This window comes from Paraburkholderia steynii (assembly GCF_900100565.1).
In the GTDB taxonomy this organism is placed as follows: domain Bacteria; phylum Pseudomonadota; class Gammaproteobacteria; order Burkholderiales; family Burkholderiaceae; genus Paraburkholderia; species Paraburkholderia terrae.
In genome coordinates this window covers 1-17,816 of the sequence record NZ_FNDI01000020.1, presented here as the reverse complement: position 1 = coordinate 17,816, position 17,816 = coordinate 1, and the positions used below count along the sequence as shown (strand labels likewise).

The window sequence follows — 17,816 nt, the reverse complement described above, 5'->3', positions numbered from 1 at the left end:
CACGCGGCACGCCTTGCAGTGTCGGACGAATACGATGGGTGTCGAGGATTCAGGGACGCGCGGCGATCTCGTCGAGATGTTCGAGCAGATCGGAGGGGTCTTCGTAGACGCGCAGCGCGCCCGCACGTTCGAGTTCTTCCTGGCCGTAGCCACCCGACAGCAGGCCCACGCCGAGCGCACGGCAGCGGCGGGCAGCCAGCATGTCCCAGATGCTGTCGCCGACCACGACGGCATGCTCGATCTGCACCTTCAGCCGATGCGCTGCGGCGACGAACAGGTCGGGATCGGGCTTCGCGTACTTGACGTCGTCGCGCGTCACGACGACTGTCTTCGACGGATCGACGCCGAGCGCTTCCAGATTGACGGCCGCCGTTTCCATGCGGCCGCTGGTCGCGATTGCCCAAGGCGTACCGCTTTCCGTCAACGCGGCCAGCAACGCCTGCGCACCGGGCAGCGGACGCACCTGGGCGTGCAACTGCTTGTAAGCGCGAGCATGCGCGCGCCGCAAGCGCTCGACGCGTTCGGCGCTCATGTCGCCGCCTGTCTCGCGCAACAGCTGATTCGTGAACAGCCCGCCGCTCATGCCGATCTTGCGATGGATGCGCCACACCGATAACTCGATGCCTTCTTCGTCGAGTGCTTCCTTCCATGCGAGCACATGCTGATACACGCTGTCGACGAGCGTGCCGTCGAGGTCGAACAGAAAAGATGTCGAAATACGCATGAAGTGTTCTCCTTGGTCTGAATGGCATGCAGCGCAACTTTATATTGCGCCCTTTATCGCACGAAAGATTTACGTCCTCTTTGTAATTATCAAACGCCGCAGCGTGTATGTGCAGCGCTGCGGCATCTGACCGCGTACGAAACCCGCCGGGAAAACAGCGTTTTCGGGCCGCAAAGCGAGAGCGGGCGCGCCTTTGCAGGGCATACCGCTTGCTCGTTTCGACGATGACAGCAACAGGAGTTTCGCGGTCGCTGCGTATTCGAAGATGCGGAAGTCGCGCAGCGCACGCTTGCGAGTAAGTGCGGGCCAAACGATAACTACGCGCTGGCCGCACAGATTCACAGCAGCGAACGCGACATGTGGCTGGTCATGGCGGCGTACGAAGAGTAAGGCGGCGACACAGGTTCATGCGGGACGGGCGGCACGCTTTCGCGTGTTCGCCTGCTTGCGCAGCGCGCTCGACTTTGTGAGCAGCGTTGCGAGCCGCGCGCTCTCCACGTCCTTCGACGCAGACGGCTTGCCGCCTTTGCGCGCGCTGCGGCTTGCGAGCCGCGCGCGCTTTTCAACTTGAACAAGCAGCGCGGCGAATGCCGCTTCGTCGACCTTCATGTGGCGCTTCGCGCGCTGCGGCAGCAGGCTTTGCAACTCACCAGCTTCAAAGGCCGCAATCACTTCAGGGTGGATATAGCAGCGCTTGCATACAGCAGGCGTGTTGCGCAATAGCGTGGCCACTTCTTTCACGGTCGCGACGACATGACGGCGCGTATCAGCGGCGCTCTCGCACACCAGTTGGCGCAGCACCGCCATCGCATAGACGCTGCCCGCCCACGTGCGATAGTCCTTCGCCGAGAAGTCCGCGCTGCTGATGTCGCGCAGATACTCGTTGATATCGGCGGAGCCGATCGTATGGCGCGCGCCGTCTTCGTCGATGTACTGGAACAGGTCGTGGCCCGGCAACTCCGCGCACCTGCGTACGATGCGCTTGACGCGCGCATTGTCGACGGTCACGTCGTGCTCGATACCGCTCTTTCCCGCGAAACGGAAACGCACTTCGCCCGCGCGAATCTTCACGTGCTTCTTGCGCAGCGTAGTGAGGCCATAGGACTGGTTGTCGCGCGCATATTCCACGCTGCCGATCCGGATCAGCGTCGTATCGAGTAGATGCACGACGGCCGCGATGACCTTCTCGCGTGGCATGCCTTCGCGCGCCAGATCGCGTGCGACTCGCGCTCGTATCTTCGGCAGCGCATGCCCGAACGCGGCCATGCGGCCGAACTTGTCGGCGTCGCGCGTTTCGCGCCATTGCGGGTGGTAACGGTACTGCTTGCGGCCCCGCGCATCGCTGCCCGTCGCCTGAATGTGGCCGCGCGGGTCGGGGCAGATCCAGACATCGATGTAGGCGGGCGGTATCGCGAGTGCGTTGATGCGCGCAATCTGCGTTTCGTCGTCGATGCGTTTGCCGTCGAGATCGAAATAAACGAATACGCCTCTGAGCTTTCTGCGCGTATAGCCGGGCCGTGTGTCGTCGGCATGCCGCAGTCCCGCCGGCATCGCGGTGGACAGCCCCTTGGCGATCGCATCGATCGCGTTGCGTGTCATCGTTTTCATTTCTCGCTTTCCGGTCTTGTGTAGCGGACATGCAGTGACGCGCTAATTTTGTGCAATAGCAATGCCTGAACCTTCGCCACTGTTGCAGTCGAATGCATTGCACGCGTTGGGCATCGAACTTGCTCGTTATACGAACGAACGTTGATTGCTCACAAGAAGATTGCGAAGGGAGGACACGCACATGGCTAACACTGTGGCTGGATGCAAGGTTGCGGTATTGGCCTTAAACGGATTTGAACAGGCCGAACTGATCGAACCGCGTCGCGCGCCCATGGAAGCGGGCGCGACCGCGCACGTAAGTTCTGCCAGGGCCGCGAAGATCCGGGGATTCAGGCATGTGGACAAGGGCGATCGCGTCGACATCGATGCAACGTTCGACCCGCTCGCTCCCGGCCATTCGTCACCATCTCGCGATGGCACAACAACTCGCCAATGCGCGCAAGGCTTCGTCATGAACGGAATCGTCAAGGTGTTCATGCCGCGTGCGGCGTACGAGGACTCTCTCATGCACATCACATTCACCGATGATGCTCCCGTGTTCGATGGGTCGAGCCTGACTGTGCGCTTCAACGCGTGCGTCGATGGCGAGCCTGTCGCGTGCGCGATTTCGGCGGAGGCGCTCGAAGATCATTTCGGCGCGGACTCGCCACTCGAAGACGCACTGATCGGCGCGTACGAGCGTGGCCGTGCGCGTATCCGATCCGTGTGCGCGGAAGCGCTCGATCAGAACAGCGGCGAAAGCGTCATTCTGCACAGTGGCCTGTTCCGCGTAGAAGGGATGGAGTCGGACCGGCGGCTGAAGACATAACCAGGCGCGCAAAAAAGGCGGCTGCCGCAATGTACCCGGCAGCCGCGCGCCTAATCTTCGCCAAACCCAACGATCAAACCCAGAGCTTGCCTGCGTGTGGTGTCGCGACGCCGTTGGTCGGGCGATCGTCTCCGTCGATGGGACGACGCTCGTTCTGCATTTCGCACGCCGCCCGCAGTATCCCGTTATGCGCTTCATCGCAAGCTTGCAAGCGAGCGGTGTGTGGGGCTGTCTGCGCAGGCACGTTGGTCTGGCTCGATGGCAGCGTATGTGCGCGTATCTCTGCAACGATGGCTGAGGTGGCAATGGCCACGAACAGCAGGCATTCCGCGCTCCTGATCCTCATGGTGAAGTTCTCCCTTGTCGATGGCTGGCCCGCGTTATGTATCGACCGCGCTTTGTTAAAAGCCTTTGCGCAGTGCGTGAGGGTCCAACAGCGTTATGGAGCAACATCCATGCCTTTTTACCGTGTACGCATGGGGCCTGCGTTCGCGGTCGCGAGGGCGTAGCGCCGGAATCCGACTGGAAGCAATTACTCGCCACAATGGCAAAGACGACACGCATGTCTGGATACCGGGCATGACGAGTGCGTAACAGCTCGCATCCCACGGATAACGGAAAAGGAGCAACGTATGACGACGAATGTCATTGCCGTGCTGAACGATCTGATCGAGACGTCGAAGGACGGCGAGCGCGCCTTCATGAAAACCGCCGAGGACGCGAATCACGCAAGCGTCAAGGAGGCGTTGCTCGAAAGCGCAGACCGTTGCACGCAAGGCGCGCGCGAACTGCAGGATCTCGTGTTGAAACTGGGCGGCAAGCCGGAGGGCGGTGGCAGCGTCGCTGGCGCATTGCATCGCGGATGGCTCGATGTGAAGTCTGCCGTGGGCAGCCGCGCGGATCACGCGATTCTCGCCGATTGCGAAAAGGGCGAGGACGCCGCGAAGCAGCGCTTTCACGAAGCGCTCGAAAAAGACCTTCCAGCAGATGTGCGCGCAGTGGTCGAGCGCTTATATCACGGCGTGCTGCAAAACCATGACCGCATTCGCGCGATGCGCGATCAGTACGCGGCGATGAAAGCCTGAGCACGGCAGCAAAGAAAAAGAGGCCGCCCAACATGGGCGGCCTCTCGCGCTTTAACGCTTTAACGCGAGCGCATTAAACACGCGCATGCGTCAAACGCTTAATCGGCTGCGATCTTCAGATGGTTCTTCACACCCTTCACGCCGGACACGTTTTGCACGACGTCCTGCGCGGCAGTCTTGTCGTCAGCCGATGGCACCGAGCCCGACAACCAGACGATGCCCTTGCGGGTCTTAACGTGAATGTGCGTGGACTTCACGTTCTTCGCGCCGAGCAGCTCGGCCTTGACCTTGGTGGTCACCGTGCCGTCGTCGATATGCTGGCCAACGCTCTCGGAAGTGGCGGGCGGCGCGGAGGCCGTCGTTTGCGCCGTAGCGTTCAGTGCGAATGCAACACATGCGATGCTGCCTGCGGCCTTGAGGAACTGGATGGTTTTCATGGTTTCTCCTTCTCGGTTGATGATCAGGGTTGCGGTCCTGTTGTCCGTGCGATCGATCGCGGCGCGATGCCGCCGATGACCCGACCAAAGAACACTGCCGCCGCGGTTCCGTCTGGTCCGTCGCCGACACAGGACGCGCCGCGTTTCAATCCTGCTCAATGGCGCGTCCCTGTGAGACGGTCAGCAAGCGTCGTGCCCATCGGTGCTGGAATGTCGTCGCGTGTCGCGTGATCTGGCCGCTCGCACCGATGCCGCATGATTCGGTTCGAATTTCAGAGCGTTTGTAAAATGCGCGCGGGGAACGGGCACGCGGCGTGCGCCTCGGCAACACAAAGGCGAATCAAAACAGACAGTTGCGAAAACTGGTACGACAGTTGCGTAGGTAGGGCACGAAGCTGTTTGAACAATCACAGGAAGAGTCTGTATGCCGCCTACAATCGAACTACGCGCGAAGCAAACTTTCGCGCTCACACCGCGTCTGCAGCAGTCCGTGCGCCTGCTTCAACTGTCGTCGCTGGAATTCCAGCAGGAACTGCGCAACGCGCTCGACACCAATCCCTTCCTCGAGTACGACCCGTCTGTTTCGGAAGATCTGTCGGCAGGCAAGACAGCCGAGAGCAACGGCGCCGACGGCGAGACACTGCCTGCCAACGAACGTGACAATGCGATGGAAGGCTCGTCGGCGGAGCCGGCCACAGAAAGCGTTGCGTCCTCGTCGGATGACGGCGGCGATTATTCAAGCAGCGACTATTCAAGCGGCGACTATTCAGGCGATGCCTACGGCCGCGGTCCGTCGCGCTACAACGGCGATTCCGATGCAGCCGACCCGACGGAATGGGCGCGCGTGCAACCGACGCTGCACGAGCAGTTGCACGATGCGTTGCGTCTCTATCGGCTCGACGATCGCGACCGCGAAGTGGCGCGCCTCATCATCGAAGCACTCGATGACGACGGCTACCTGCGCCAGGACCTCGCCGATCTCACGGATGTCTTCGACATCGAACCCGCGTTGACGGAAGAAGATTTGCTGGTCGCGCTGCGGCTCGTGCAGACGCTGGACCGCCCGGGACTCGCGGCGCGATCGCTTTCTGAGTGTCTCGCGCTGCAGATCGATGCGCTGCCCGCCGATACGCCGGGCCGCGACGTGGCGAAGCAGGTCGTCGAACATCATCTGGACCGTCTCGCGCGCCGTGAGCACGCCGAGTTGCAGAAACAGATTGGCTGCGATGCCGAGGAATTGCGCGTTGCGTGTACGCTAGTGCGCAAGCTCGATCCGAAGCCGGGCAATTCATATGGCCGCGCCGATGACAATTACATCGTGCCGGATGTGATCGTGCGCAGCGTGCGCAACAAGTGGGTCGTGACCGTCAATCCCGCTGTGCTGCCGCGCGCGCGGATTCACCGTATGTACGCGGAACTGTTCGCGCAGTCGGCAGGCGCGAGCCGCTCACCGCTCGCGCAGCAGTTGCAGGAAGCGCGCTGGCTGATACGCAACGCGCAGCAGCGCTTCGAAACGATCCAGCGCGTGGCCGAGTGCATCGTGGCGCATCAGAAGCCGTTCTTCCAGTACGGCGAGATCGCATTGAAACCGCTCGTGCTGCGCGACGTGGCGGAGGAACTCGGCCTGCACGAATCGACGATTTCGCGCGCGACGGGCAACAAGTACATGGCGACGCCGCGCGGCATTTTCGAGTTCAAGCATTTCTTCCCACGCGAACTGGGCACGGAAAGCGGCGGCACCTGTTCGGCAGCGGCCGTGCGCGCGCTGCTCAAGGAAATGATCGCTGCGGAAAACACGCGCGATCCGCTGTCCGACGTCGCGCTCGCGAAGATGCTCGCGGATCAGGGCGTGCTCGTCGCGCGACGTACGGTGGCGAAGTATCGACATCTGATGAAGGTGCCGCCTGCGGAGTTGCGTCGACAGGTTTGATGCCCGCTGGCTTGCGCGTGAAGCGCGAGATACGTGAGATACACAACGGCCGTTCCTTGAAGGAGCGGCCGTTGTGTTTTGCGTGAAGAAAGAAAGGGCAGAGTGCTACATACCGACGCCCACACCGCCGCTCGAACTCGACCCCGTGCTTGAGCCGGAACTGGTGCCCGAACTGGAAGCCGGATTCAGATCGATTCTTCCATACACGCCGTCCGCTTCGTCATTTGGCCCCGCTGCAAAGAACAGCGTGTTCGAGGGCTGGTTGCTCAGGTTGTTGCCGAACGCAATGCCCCACAAGCCAGGTTCGACGATCGTGCTGCCATTCGACGACTTCAGCGGTCCCATCGATTTGCCGCTCGACGAATCGAACGCGTTGATCGTGCCATCGCCGAAATTGCCGATCAGGATCGCGCCGCTGAACGTGCCGAAATTGCTCGGTGCCTGCGCGATACCCCACGGCGCGTTCAACGGTGCGCCCGTCGCGAAGTGCTGCTTGAGATTGCCGGCAGTGTCGAATACATCGACCATGCCCTGGCCCGCGCCCGCCACGTCGTCATGTTTGGCCGCGTCCTGCATCGCGTAGGTAACGAACAGGTTCGAGCCGATCAGCTGGATGCCGAACGGCGCGAAACCGGCTGGGATGGCGCTGTCCTTGAAGCCGCCGGGCATCGTCACCTTCGTGAAGTTCGTATCGAACACGTCGATCTTGTTGTTATGAAAGTCCGTCGCATAGAGGAAGTTGCTGCCGTTGTTCGCCGCGAGCGCGAGCCCTTTGTACACGGCGCCGCCTGCGGCATCGTCGTACATCGTGAAGGCGTTGGTCGGGCCGACAGCGGGCGCCCACGCCGTGATCGTGCCGCCTTCACCCGCGAAGATGAAGGCCGCGACGCCTGATTTGCCGTTCCGCGTGACGGTGAAGCTCGGCGTGCCGTTGAACACGATGCCCGTGGGTGCTGCGTCGCCGTTGGTGCCGGCCGGTATCGTGACGACGAGCGATTGCGGCACGCCGTTGCCGTCGTAGAGCGTTGCGAGGTTGGTGCCGTTGTCGGCGACCCAGACGAAGCCTTTCGGATTGAATGCAACGCCCCAGGCGTTCTTCAGGTTTGGATCGGTGTGAGGCGCGGACACGGCGCCATCGGAGACGAGAGCCGCCGCGGTGAACGACGACACCGCAGGCGTACTCATATTGTTCGACCCGGAACCGCCACCGCATGAAACGAGCGTCGCTAAAGCCGCGCCACAGGCTGCGATGCCGAATACCTCGAATAGAGACTTCATGACCGCACTCCTTGCTTTGTCGAAAGGTCGTGACGGTCATTGAACGGGGTGGGGGTGGGGTTTATTCCCTGTTGGCGATCCGTTTTCGACATTTCGGCGAGCAACGAAGCAGCCGCGAAAATATTCCGCTGCATCGAAAAGTTTTTGCTGTGCCGCGTCTCAATGGAAGGCGTTTCAGGTAGATGTAATTTCTTGCGATAGATTAACCGTCCTAATCAATTTTTACATAAATCCATACTCAACGGAAATCTACCAGGTTAGTGTTCTGGGCGAGGGGGGCGATCCCGGTCAGGATCAGTCTGACCATGAACGATCGGTGATCCTCTGCCCGGATCAAAAGGCAGGCTATGAGGGCGTTGAGATGACATCTATTGCTTGCGTCGGCGACTCAAACACGCATGGCGGATTCATTGTCACCGGCTCCAGCACGATGCTCGTGCTGGGGCGTCAGGTGGCACGGCAGTTCGATCTGATTTCGTGCCCCATGCATGGGGTCAACGAGATCATCGAAGGTTCTGACATGGTGCTGGACAACGGCAGAAGGGTCGCGCTGGATGGACATCGATGTGCCTGCGGTTGCTCGTTGATTGCAGGCGGATCGTCTGCCTCCATCCTTTAGGGCGCCCGCAGTATTCGTTAGGCGAAGAGGCCGCATCGCCGGGCATCAACACCAGCAGTAGCAAAAATAACGAAGTCATGAAACGTGGAATGATCGAAGCGGGCAGTGGCACGGTTGGCGAAATGCTGAACCGCAATTCAGAGACTGGACGTCAGACTTACTTTCTTGATGTGCCCGGGACCGCAAGTGCATCGCAACTATCGGTCGTATCGTTCGAAGCCACAGAGAAGCTTGGCGAACCGTGGCGCGTCACGGTCAGGCTCACGCATCCCGAGGGCCTGCCGCGCGCCGATTATCTTGGCAAGGATGCCGTATTCTCGATCATCCCTGTGGATGGGGACCGTCGGACGTTTTCGGGTTGGCTCACGCGTTTCACCAAACTGAAGACGACGCACGATTTCAGCAGCTACGAGATGGTTGTCGAAGCGCATTTTTCAAAGCTTCAGCGGGTCCGTACGAGCCGGATCTTCCAGCATCAAAGCGCGCCAGAGATCATTGAATCGATCTTGCGGGAGCATGGTTTAAAGGGCCACCAGTTCGGTTTCTCCTTGCGTCGGCAATACCCGCAGCACGCGTTCCGGTTTGCCTACCAGATAGACGACCTTTCGTACGTCCAGATGCTGATGCAGAAGGAAGGCATTTTCTGCCAGATCAACGAGGGTGAGCACGGCGACGTGCTGAATTTCTGCGACGACGTCGACCACTATATCTACACGCCTGCGCTGCACGTGCCATACCGTGAGACATCCGGACTGGAGGCGGGCATCGAGGCCGTGTTCTCGCTCAGGACGGCGGCCCGCATGATCGCGCAATCGGTCACGGTGGCTGACTACAATCCCGACCAGGCATTCGAGCGATTCAAGGCCGAGGCCAACGTGTCGCGCGACGACAAGACGACATACGGCCAGCAGTACATCTGGGGTACGCATCATCAGGACGGGAACGGCGCGCAGTGGGAGGCGCAATTGCGCCATGAGGTCGAAGTGGCGTGGCAGGTCCTATACGAAGGCGAGAGCAATGTCGTCGGACTACGACCGGCGCGCGTGCTGCACACGGATGAGGTCCTGCCGGATGCGCCTAACGGGCAGGTCATTATCGCCGTTTCACACCGTGGCTCGCGTGATGAGGCGTACACGAACAGCTATGACGCGATTCCCGCCGATCGGCGTTTCCGGTTGAAATGCGATGAAGCAGGATGGCCGAAGATCACCGGCACGCTGAGCGCGCGTGTGACGTCGCCGGGGCAGTACAAATACGCGTATCTCACCCAGCAGGGGTATTACGTCGTCCGTTTCGATCTGGATTTCTCAACCTGGAGTCCGGGCGGAGAGAGCGTGCCATTGCGCCTTGCCAAACCTTTCGCCGGGGCACTGCAGACGGGTTTTCACTTTCCGCTCATCGACGGCACGGAGGTAGCGGTCGCCTTTCATGATGGCAATCCTGATCGGCCCTATATCGCGCACGCGATGCACAACAGCCAGTCGACCGATCACGTGACGAGCGACAACAGATGGCTCTCGCGCAATGTCATTCGCACGCAAAGCAACAACAAGTTGCGCATGGAGGACTGGCAAGGCCAGGAGGGCGTCAAGCTTGCCACCGAGTACGGCAAGACGCAATTGAACATGGGGTTTCTCGTCGATCGCAACAGGCAGCAGCGCGGCGATGGCTATGAATTGCGCACGGACGATTGGGGCGTATTACGCGCCGGCAAAGGCATCTTTATCAGCGCTGACGCTCAGAGCAAGGCAGAGGGACAGGCGCTCGACATGCAGCAGGCCCAGCAGCAACTGTCGACGGCCCACAGCCGGATGCGAAGCCTTTCAGATGCCGTGACACAGGCAAAGGCAGTCGTTGCGGCATGTGAGGAACAGCAGAACTTGCTCGAGCGTCAGATCAGGAACCTCCAGCAGGCCGTCATTCTCGCTTCCGCCCCGCACGGCATGGCGCTGACGAGCGGCGAACACATGCAGCTCGCGGCGGGAGGCCATCTGTTCACTACGGCGGGCGGAAATGCGGATGCGGCGGTCGGTGGCAACTACACGATCGCGGCTGGCAACGCGGTCTCGCTGTACGCGAACGCGCAGGGAATGAAGCTTTTTTCGGGTAAAGGCAAAGTCGAGATGCAGGCTCAGTCCGATGCGCTCGAACTCACTGCACTGAAAGGCGTTTCCATATCCAGCACGCAGGATACGGTCACTTTGAACGCAAGCAAGTCGCTGATATTGATGTGTGGTGGCGCGTATATCAAGCTCGAGGGTTCACAGGTCGAGATTGGCAGTGCGGGAGAGATCGCTCTGAGGGGGCCGTTGCGCATCAGCGGCTCGGCCACGCAACATGCGGCATTGCCTGTTTTGCCGACGCAGCAGGACACTGGCATGCAGTTGTGGCACACGTATCCAAACGGTGACCCGGTCAAGAACGCGAAATACAAGATTGTCTTTCCGGACGGAAGCTCTCGGGCAGGTCGTCTCGATGCAAATGGCAAGGCGACAGTTGCAGATGTCCCGCGAGGTGGCGGTCGCGTGCAGTACTTCGAAGAGGATGGTTCTTTCGAGTCGCAAAGCCGCAGATTCGCCGACCCCGACGGGCGTCCGCAGACCACAACCAGCGGGGACACGCCTGCGCTGCCGAGCATGACGGCCCAAGCCCTTTCTGCGGCGCCTACGCTGGTCGGGACGGTAGCCGGCGGCGGCATCGATGGTGCGATCAAGGCTGGTCGAGGCGCTGGCGCCGATGCACTCGCGCAGGTTGCGGGCACGGCGATGCATTCAGCCGGCGTGCCGGCCGATGTCGCGGGCCCATTCGTGTCCGCCGCTGCGACGGCAGCGAAGGGGGGCGGCGCTGCCGCGAACCAGGCCGCGCTCGGCGCGCTTGCCGCTCAAGTGGGCCATGCGGTCGGCTAGCCGTCAGCCGGTCCTGGAGAAATCCATAGCCAATCGCCGGCGTCGCTCGCAAGAACAATGCGCCAGGCCGTTTGACGGCATCTCGCGCGATTCAATAAAGAACAACTACGCACCTTGAATATGGCATCGCAAGTTTCAGCCAGCCCAGTGACGTCGGCCGCCTCGGTTCCGGCCGTCCTCCATAGCAACGCGGAGCAGCGCCGCCTGTTGATAAGCCAGGTCCCGGCCGCAGCCGTCGCGGTACAGCCCGAGCTCAAGCGGGTCGCCGTCGAATCGGTGAAGGACCACGCGCAGCAGATTTTTATCCAGTGTCTGTATATGGTCCCGCTGGTGGGCAACGCGATGTCACTCGCGGATGTGGGCACCGACCTGTACCGGCTATTCAGGAATGAGCCTGACCCCTCAAGCGGCAAGAAATACGCGGAGAACGTGCTGCACTGGGGCGTGCTCGCCATCGACGCAATTGGTGTCATTCCCGGCGCGGGCAATGCGAGCCGCCCGGCGCGCGCGGTGGTCAAGGATGTGCTGCTGGCATTTGCATCAGGTGGGCTGGGCGTCGCGGTGGACATGCTGTGGGCGGCGGCGGGAGGCGATGCCCGGGATTTCATGTTGACGCTCGATAAGCATCTGGAGAGCTGGAAGAATGAAATCATCAATGGCCTGCGCACCATCAGCCACAGCTTCGCGCGGTTCATCGAGGACCCGACTTCGGTGGAGGATCAGATGGAACGCGTCGGGAAGAACGATGGTTTCTTCTCGTGGGTGCCTTCGCAGGAGCATATCGCGCTGGTGGCGCTCGACCAGTTGCTCAGTCATACGGGCCTGAAGTCGAAGATCCTCGCGTGGCTTGCCGAATTCGACCGCAACGCGCCGGCGATGATCGGCCAGGCGATCGGCACGGTAGGGGAGGCAGGATCGCTGGCGTACATGGCGTGGCAGATCGCTCAGGCAATCGGCCACCGGGGCAAGCTGTCCGAGCCGCAGGCGTCGCTACCGCATGGTGAAGGCGCGCACCCTCCCGCCGGGCGCAAGGGCGGCGCAAGCCCCGAGCCGCATCAACCTGCGCCGTCGCACGAAGCGCAGGTGTCGACGGGCGCGCGAACGGAACCGGACCTGAAGCCCGGGAGCCACGAGCAGCGCACGCAGCTTGGCGCAGAAGCCAGCCGGACGGCGGCGAAGAACGGCTGCGGCTGCCCGCCCGTGAAAGGCGGCGGCTCGATCAACTACGCGATGGGCGACGAGAACCTCGAGCAGACCGACTTCGCGCTCGATGGTGTGGTGCCCATCGTGTGGACGCGGCTTTATCGTTCGAGCCTCGTCGCGTACGACGGCAGCGCACTCGGCGCTCGCTGGAGCAGCCCATATCACCTGTCGCTGACCGAGCGGGACGACGTACTCACTTATTTCGACGCCGATGGCCGCGCGGTCGAACTGCCGCGCGTGGCAATCGGCGAGGCGCTCGACGTGCCGCGCGAGCAGATGACCGTCAGCCGCCCGGATACGCGGCGGGTGCAGTTGCGTTTTCTGGACGGCTCGCGTGAAGAGTACGAACTGCGTGCGACACCTTCCGTCCGCCGCTATGTTCTGACCGCTCGAATTGGACGCGACGGCCTGGGCGTGACGCTTGCCTATAACGCGGCGGGCGAACTGGCCGGCCTGTCGGATGGGCACGGCCTCGCTGTCGCACTCGATTACACCGGCGGGCGGGTGACAGCGATCCGGCGCCTGGATGCCGGAGGCGGTACGCTCGATGTGCTCGCGCGCTACGAATACAGTCGCGAAGGCGATCTGGTTGCGCATACGGATGTGCTCGGTCATCGCCGGACCTATGCGTACGAACAGCATCTGCTCACCCGCTATACCGATTTCAACGGCTTCGCGACCTGCCTCGAATGGGACTGGCCCGCCCGGCGCGCGGGCGCGCCCGCGCCCGCCGATGCGAAGTGCGTTCACGAATGGCGCTGTAACGACCGCTATCCCGACGAGCGCTACGCCGAACTGTTCTTCGAGTACCACCGCGAGCACTGGTACACGAAGGTCACCGATGCCGATGGTCACGCGACGATTCATCGCTATGACTATCACAACCAGATCGTGCGGGTCGAGCAGCCCGACGGATCGCGCGACACCTATACCTGGGACGATCGCGGCCAGCTGATTGCGATGCAAAACGGCGCGGGCCAGACCGAGCGGTTTGCTTATGACGAAGCGGGCCGTATCGCCGCCGTCACCGATGCGCTCGGCAATACGACGCGCACCGAATACGACGCGGCAGGTCTCCCCGTGCAGGTCACGAACGCGGCAGGCGACGTGACGCACACCGCTTACGATGCGCTGGGCCATCCCGCATCGGTGACGGACGCCGCGGGCGCGACGAGCTACCGCTGGAGCGACAGCGGACGGCTGATCGCGCTGACGGACCCGAAGGGCGGCACGCGCGAGTTTGCCTATGACAGCGCAGGGCGTCTCGTGTCGGCGCGGGACTGTTCGGGTTACGAAACGCGCTATCAATATGACGCGCGCGGCTATCTGCTCTCGCGTACGGACGCGCTTGGGCAGGTGACGTCGTATCGTCACGATGCCCGCGGCCAGTTGCTACAGGTTACGCGGCCGGATGGCATCGGCGAGCAGTTGGTCTACGACGCCGAAGGCAACCTCACGACCTATACGGACGGTGCGGGCCAGGTCACGCGCTATAGCTATAACGGCAATCACCAGCCGTATTCGCGTACCGATGCTGCCGGCCGCATGCTTGCGTACAACTACGATCGTCAATGGCGTCTTACGCAACTGCGCAACGAGAACGGCGAGACGATGCGGTTTCGCTACGATGCGCTCGGGCGGCTGGTCGAGGAGACGGGATTCGACGATAGCGTCACGCAGTACGGGTACGACGCGGCAGGCCGGCTCGCACAGTCGCGTCGGGGCGACGCTTGGACGGTATATACACGCGATGCGCTGGGCAGGTTGACGCAGCGTGATATGCGCGGGCCGAACGGCGCGGTCAGCGAGCGCTTCTTCCATGACCTGCGCGGGCGACTCACCACGGCGCAGACGGAAGACGGCACCGTACGCCTTCACTACGACGACGCGGGCCATCTCGTCGCTGAGGAGCAGCACGTCAGCCTCGCTCTCGGCGAATCGTACGTCACGGTCTCGCGGCATGAGTACGACGCGCTGGGCAACCGCATCCGCACGACACTGCCTAACACCCGCACTGTTGACTGGCTGCGCTACGGGTCGGGACATGTGCATGGCGTGCTGCTCGATGGGCAGCCGCTGCTGGACTTCGAGCGTGACCGGTTGCATCGCGAGACGGGGCGGGTACATGCGGGCTTCAGCCAGCAGCGCGAATACGATCCGTCGGGGCGTCTGACGCGTTTCTCTGTGATGGCGGCGCACTCGTCCGCGCAACATGAGCGGCTTGCGGAGCGTCGGCTGCGCTATGACGCGGCGGGGCAACTGGCACGCATCGACGACCGCACGCGCGGCGCGTCGGAATACGGTTATGACCCGGTGGGCCGGTTGCTGAAGGCGGTGACGCCTGAACTGACGGAGATCTTTGCGTTCGATCCCGCCGGCAATCCGATCGATCCGGCGAAGATCCCGCCGTATCCGGACGGGCTGGAAACGGAACACGAGCGCACGGCACGGTACGCGCGCGAAGCGGCCGAGGATGCGGAGTGGATGCGCGCGCATCCCGGGCAGAAGCCGTTCTCGCGCCACGATGCGCGCGGCGTGCAGGACCGCAAGAAGGTGGAGGCGTGGCGTAAATCGCTGCCGACGTGGCTCGATAACGTGATGGGCGAGTATCTCGGGGTGGCGTACGAGTATGACGCGCACGGCAATCTTGTGCGGCGCAGGGAGCCCGGCGGGCTGACATGGCTGTATGGGTGGGATGCGGCGGGTCGCCTGAAGGAGGCGCGGCGCTATGCGCGGCCGCCTGCGGCGCATGAGGTCGATCATCAGGTGCGCACTGCGAATGGTGTGCGGTTCGTGCCGGGCAAGGTGCAGCCCGAGGTGAGCGTGCGGCTGCGCTATGACGCGTTCGGGCGACGCACGCTCAAGGAAGTGGAGCGCGCGGGCGGCGGTATCGATCGCACGGTGTTTACGTGGGACGGCGATCTGATGCTGCTCGAGGAGCGCTTTCATGAGGCACCGGCGGGGCGCAGGGATGAGGGGCGGCGTACGTATGGTGGTGTACATCTGGTGCGTGAGGACCCCGATGACGCGTATGCGCTACCCGTGGCGCAGCGCCAGCACACGCTGGGGGCGGGGCGGTATCAGTGGCAGGCGGCGTCGGTGTATCTGTACGAGCCGGGCACGTTCGTGCCGCTGGCGCGGCTGGATGAGACGCTGGAGCAGGCGGCGTATCTGGCTACGGGCACGGATGGGCGCTTTGTTGGATATCCGGCGCGTACGCGGCACGCGACGTACTTTTACCAGAACGATCATCTGGGCACGCCGCAGGAACTGGTGGATGCGTCGGGCAAGGTGGTGTGGCTGGGGCGGTATCGGGCGTGGGGGGCGCTCAGGGGCGCGAAGCTGGCGAATGGGGAGGCGGCGGAAACCGGGAATCTGATACGGGCGCAGGGGCAGTATCATGATGAGGAACTGGGGCTGTGTTACAACCGGCACAGGTATTACGATCCCAATGTTGGCAGATTCATTAGCAAGGATCCGATCGGACTTGCTGGCGGGATCAACGTCTATCAGTACGCGCCAAACCCGGTTCAGTGGGTCGATCCGCTTGGACTGGCAAAAACCTGTTGCTGTGGTGAGCCATACGTTGATCAGGATGCTCGCTGGCGAGAGGTGATGAATGATCCGAGCACACCAAGTTCAATGAGGGGTTGGCTACAAAACCAAGCAAATCGGGTTGATGCAGGCAAGCAGACCAATATTAAAGTACCACCTGGATACGAACTCGCACACCGACCGGGATTTGAGAACGAAGCAGGCTATGATTACTCCCATGCAGATCCAATGTTGGCGGCTGATCATCGGGGAATACAGCACCGCTATTGGCGAAAGCGCAATGGATGTTGGGGAGCGAAAATGCCGGCCTCGGGGTCGAGGGGGGTGGGCAAATTGAGTCTGCCAAAGTCGGGTTCATTGCCTTGAATGTGAGCATATGTCAAAAACACGAGTAATAGGAACATCGGTTAGCACAATCCAAACTGCAGAAGCAGAGTTGGGACGTGCTTTGCCGAAATCATTTTCAAGCTGGCTACTAGCTAACAATGGCAGATCCCTTGGAGCCTTAGTGATATTTCCAGTTTTCGATTCCCGCGATCCGCGAACGACGTGGAACTCGATAACTCGACATTTCAAAGATGATTGGCAGGAATGGAGAGATAACTTCGCTGATACGTCTCTGGATCTCTCCAACCTCCTACCGTTTGCTGAGTCTGGCGTGGGCGATTATTTCTGTTTTGACTATAGCCGGCTCGGGGGTACTGGAGAACCTGTAGTTGTCCGATGGTCACATGAAACCGGTGAGATAACTACGCTGGCTGATGACTTCGTGATGTTTCTAACGCTCCCTGAACGCCCGGCATAGGATACAGGGCTGCTTGCGCGGTCCTTCATAGGGCTGGATGAAACGCTGGAGCAGGCGGCGTATCTGGCGACGGGCACGGATGGGCGTGTTGTCGAACATCCCGCGCGTACGAAGCACGCGACGTACGTTTACCAGAACGATCATCTTGGGAAGCCGCAGGAACTGGTGGATGCGTCGGGCAAGGTGGTGTGGCTGGGGCGGTATCGGGCGTGGGGGGCTTTAAGAGGCGCGAAGCTGGCGAATGGGGCGGCGGCGGAAACCGGGAATCTGATACGGGCGCAGGGACAGTATCATGATGAGGAACTGGGGCTGCACTATAACCGGCATCGGTACTATGATCCGCATGCGGGGCGGTTCGTAAGTAGGGATCCGATTGGGCTGCGTGGCGGCATCAATCTGTATGCGTTTGCACCCAACCCGGTGCAATGGATCGATCCGCTCGGATTAACTGGCACATTTCCGTCGAATCCAAACGACATGACAAAGGTTCTGGGCGTTGATCCTAATCTTACTGTGTCATAAAAATAACAATTGTGATATTGCTTGTTTACCTACATATAATGAGGATACCCAGGCATAGAGCGAGAAGCAATGGATGCGCAAAGGCGGTTTGAGCAGTACATTGAACATCTGGCTGGCGGCCTGGGTCATGCGGATCGCCACTCAGGACTGAAGGCTTACTGCACAGGCCTGATGTTGCCGTTGACACGCAAGAGTGTCGAACCAATGGCCGCAAGCGTGGATCCGCTTCACGCCAGCGCGCGGCATCAGGCATTGCACCACTTCGTGGCCAAGGCCGACTGGTCGGACGACGAGCTACTTTGCCGGGTCAGCCAGTGGGTCGTGCCGCGGATGGAT

The 17,816-nt window shown here is 61.5% G+C and carries 14 protein-coding genes; 9 read left to right on the top strand and 5 right to left on the bottom strand.

Translation table 11 applies throughout. The features are described 5' to 3' along the window. Positions 1 to 49: 49 nt before the first annotated feature. Both BLT65_RS29975 and BLT65_RS29965 read right to left on the bottom strand, forming a co-directional pair. Entirely contained in the window at positions 50 to 724 is a 675-nt protein-coding gene (locus BLT65_RS29975) for an HAD family hydrolase (RefSeq protein WP_042308255.1), read from the bottom strand. 405 nt (positions 725 to 1,129) lie between these two features. Next, a complete protein-coding gene (locus BLT65_RS29965; protein WP_091784613.1) occupies positions 1,130 to 2,332 on the bottom strand; it encodes a DNA topoisomerase IB in 1,203 nt (400 codons plus the stop codon). A gap of 181 nt (positions 2,333 to 2,513) precedes the next feature. On the opposite strand from BLT65_RS29965, the gene BLT65_RS48080 reads away from it, so the two are divergent. Then, positions 2,514 to 3,140 carry a DUF1488 family protein gene (locus BLT65_RS48080; RefSeq protein WP_244186750.1) on the top strand — a complete coding sequence of 209 codons (627 nt, stop codon included), beginning with the start codon at positions 2,514 to 2,516 and terminating at the stop codon, positions 3,138 to 3,140. A 73-nt stretch (positions 3,141 to 3,213) separates the two neighbouring features. On the opposite strand, the gene BLT65_RS29950 is transcribed toward BLT65_RS48080, so the two are convergent. After that, the gene (locus BLT65_RS29950; RefSeq protein WP_091784610.1) at positions 3,214 to 3,486 is read right to left on the bottom strand and encodes a hypothetical protein; all 273 of its coding nucleotides are present in this window, start codon (positions 3,484 to 3,486) and stop codon (positions 3,214 to 3,216) included. A 286-nt stretch (positions 3,487 to 3,772) separates the two neighbouring features. On the opposite strand from BLT65_RS29950, the gene BLT65_RS29945 reads away from it, so the two are divergent. Beyond that, positions 3,773 to 4,225, top strand: a complete 453-nt coding sequence (locus BLT65_RS29945) for a PA2169 family four-helix-bundle protein (RefSeq protein WP_091784607.1) — start codon at positions 3,773 to 3,775, stop codon at positions 4,223 to 4,225. A 98-nt stretch (positions 4,226 to 4,323) separates the two neighbouring features. Here the strand turns inward: BLT65_RS29945 and BLT65_RS29940 are convergent, their stop codons facing one another. Then, positions 4,324 to 4,662 carry a BON domain-containing protein gene (locus tag BLT65_RS29940; protein WP_007576590.1) on the bottom strand — a complete coding sequence of 113 codons (339 nt, stop codon included), beginning with the start codon at positions 4,660 to 4,662 and terminating at the stop codon, positions 4,324 to 4,326. 424 nt (positions 4,663 to 5,086) lie between these two features. Between BLT65_RS29940 and BLT65_RS29935 the strand changes: the two genes are divergently transcribed. Continuing rightward, positions 5,087 to 6,592: an RNA polymerase factor sigma-54 gene (locus BLT65_RS29935; RefSeq protein WP_042308243.1), complete on the top strand. Its 1,506-nt coding sequence runs from the start codon at positions 5,087 to 5,089 to the stop codon at positions 6,590 to 6,592. A 105-nt stretch (positions 6,593 to 6,697) separates the two neighbouring features. On the opposite strand, the gene BLT65_RS29930 is transcribed toward BLT65_RS29935, so the two are convergent. Continuing rightward, positions 6,698 to 7,870 (bottom strand): TIGR03118 family protein, encoded by a 1,173-nt coding sequence (locus BLT65_RS29930; protein ID WP_091784604.1) that lies wholly within the window; start codon positions 7,868 to 7,870, stop codon positions 6,698 to 6,700. A 361-nt stretch (positions 7,871 to 8,231) separates the two neighbouring features. Here BLT65_RS29930 and BLT65_RS29925 point away from each other — a divergent pair, with 361 nt between their 5' ends. The 6 genes from BLT65_RS29925 to BLT65_RS29900 form a co-directional block, all read left to right on the top strand. After that, on the top strand, positions 8,232 to 8,489 hold the full coding sequence (locus BLT65_RS29925) for a PAAR domain-containing protein (RefSeq protein ID WP_091784886.1): 258 nt from the start codon (positions 8,232 to 8,234) through the stop codon (positions 8,487 to 8,489). 77 nt (positions 8,490 to 8,566) lie between these two features. Beyond that, positions 8,567 to 11,395, top strand: a complete 2,829-nt coding sequence (locus tag BLT65_RS29920; protein WP_244186748.1) for a type VI secretion system Vgr family protein — start codon at positions 8,567 to 8,569, stop codon at positions 11,393 to 11,395. Between the two features lie 207 nt (positions 11,396 to 11,602). Next, entirely contained in the window at positions 11,603 to 16,519 is a 4,917-nt protein-coding gene (locus BLT65_RS29915; RefSeq protein WP_167306573.1) for an RHS repeat-associated core domain-containing protein, read from the top strand. A gap of 10 nt (positions 16,520 to 16,529) precedes the next feature. Beyond that, positions 16,530 to 16,958: an SMI1/KNR4 family protein gene (locus BLT65_RS48815; protein WP_091784598.1), complete on the top strand. Its 429-nt coding sequence runs from the start codon at positions 16,530 to 16,532 to the stop codon at positions 16,956 to 16,958. A 9-nt stretch (positions 16,959 to 16,967) separates the two neighbouring features. Then, the gene (locus BLT65_RS29905) at positions 16,968 to 17,480 is read left to right on the top strand and encodes an RHS repeat-associated core domain-containing protein (protein WP_091784595.1); all 513 of its coding nucleotides are present in this window, start codon (positions 16,968 to 16,970) and stop codon (positions 17,478 to 17,480) included. Positions 17,481 to 17,549: 69 nt separating this feature from the next. Next, the coding region (locus BLT65_RS29900) for a transposase (RefSeq protein ID WP_143036587.1) at positions 17,550 to 17,816 on the top strand (267 nt) is incomplete at its 3' end.

What these genes read in the sequence shown, in the direction of transcription:
- BLT65_RS29940 (WP_007576590.1), bottom strand. Translation starts at nt 4,662, where the DNA reads ATGAAAACCATCCAGTTCCTCAAGGCCGCAGGCAGCATCGCATGTGTT.
- BLT65_RS29930 (WP_091784604.1), bottom strand. Translation starts at nt 7,870, where the DNA reads ATGAAGTCTCTATTCGAGGTATTCGGCATCGCAGCCTGTGGCGCGGCT.
- BLT65_RS48815 (WP_091784598.1), top strand. Translation starts at nt 16,530, where the DNA reads ATGTCAAAAACACGAGTAATAGGAACATCGGTTAGCACAATCCAAACT.
- BLT65_RS29935 (WP_042308243.1), top strand. Translation starts at nt 5,087, where the DNA reads ATGCCGCCTACAATCGAACTACGCGCGAAGCAAACTTTCGCGCTCACA.
- BLT65_RS29975 (WP_042308255.1), bottom strand. Translation starts at nt 724, where the DNA reads ATGCGTATTTCGACATCTTTTCTGTTCGACCTCGACGGCACGCTCGTC.
- BLT65_RS29920 (WP_244186748.1), top strand. Translation starts at nt 8,567, where the DNA reads ATGAAACGTGGAATGATCGAAGCGGGCAGTGGCACGGTTGGCGAAATG.
- BLT65_RS29925 (WP_091784886.1), top strand. Translation starts at nt 8,232, where the DNA reads ATGACATCTATTGCTTGCGTCGGCGACTCAAACACGCATGGCGGATTC.
- BLT65_RS29965 (WP_091784613.1), bottom strand. Translation starts at nt 2,332, where the DNA reads ATGAAAACGATGACACGCAACGCGATCGATGCGATCGCCAAGGGGCTG.
- BLT65_RS29945 (WP_091784607.1), top strand. Translation starts at nt 3,773, where the DNA reads ATGACGACGAATGTCATTGCCGTGCTGAACGATCTGATCGAGACGTCG.
- BLT65_RS29950 (WP_091784610.1), bottom strand. Translation starts at nt 3,486, where the DNA reads ATGAGGATCAGGAGCGCGGAATGCCTGCTGTTCGTGGCCATTGCCACC.
- BLT65_RS48080 (WP_244186750.1), top strand. Translation starts at nt 2,514, where the DNA reads ATGGCTAACACTGTGGCTGGATGCAAGGTTGCGGTATTGGCCTTAAAC.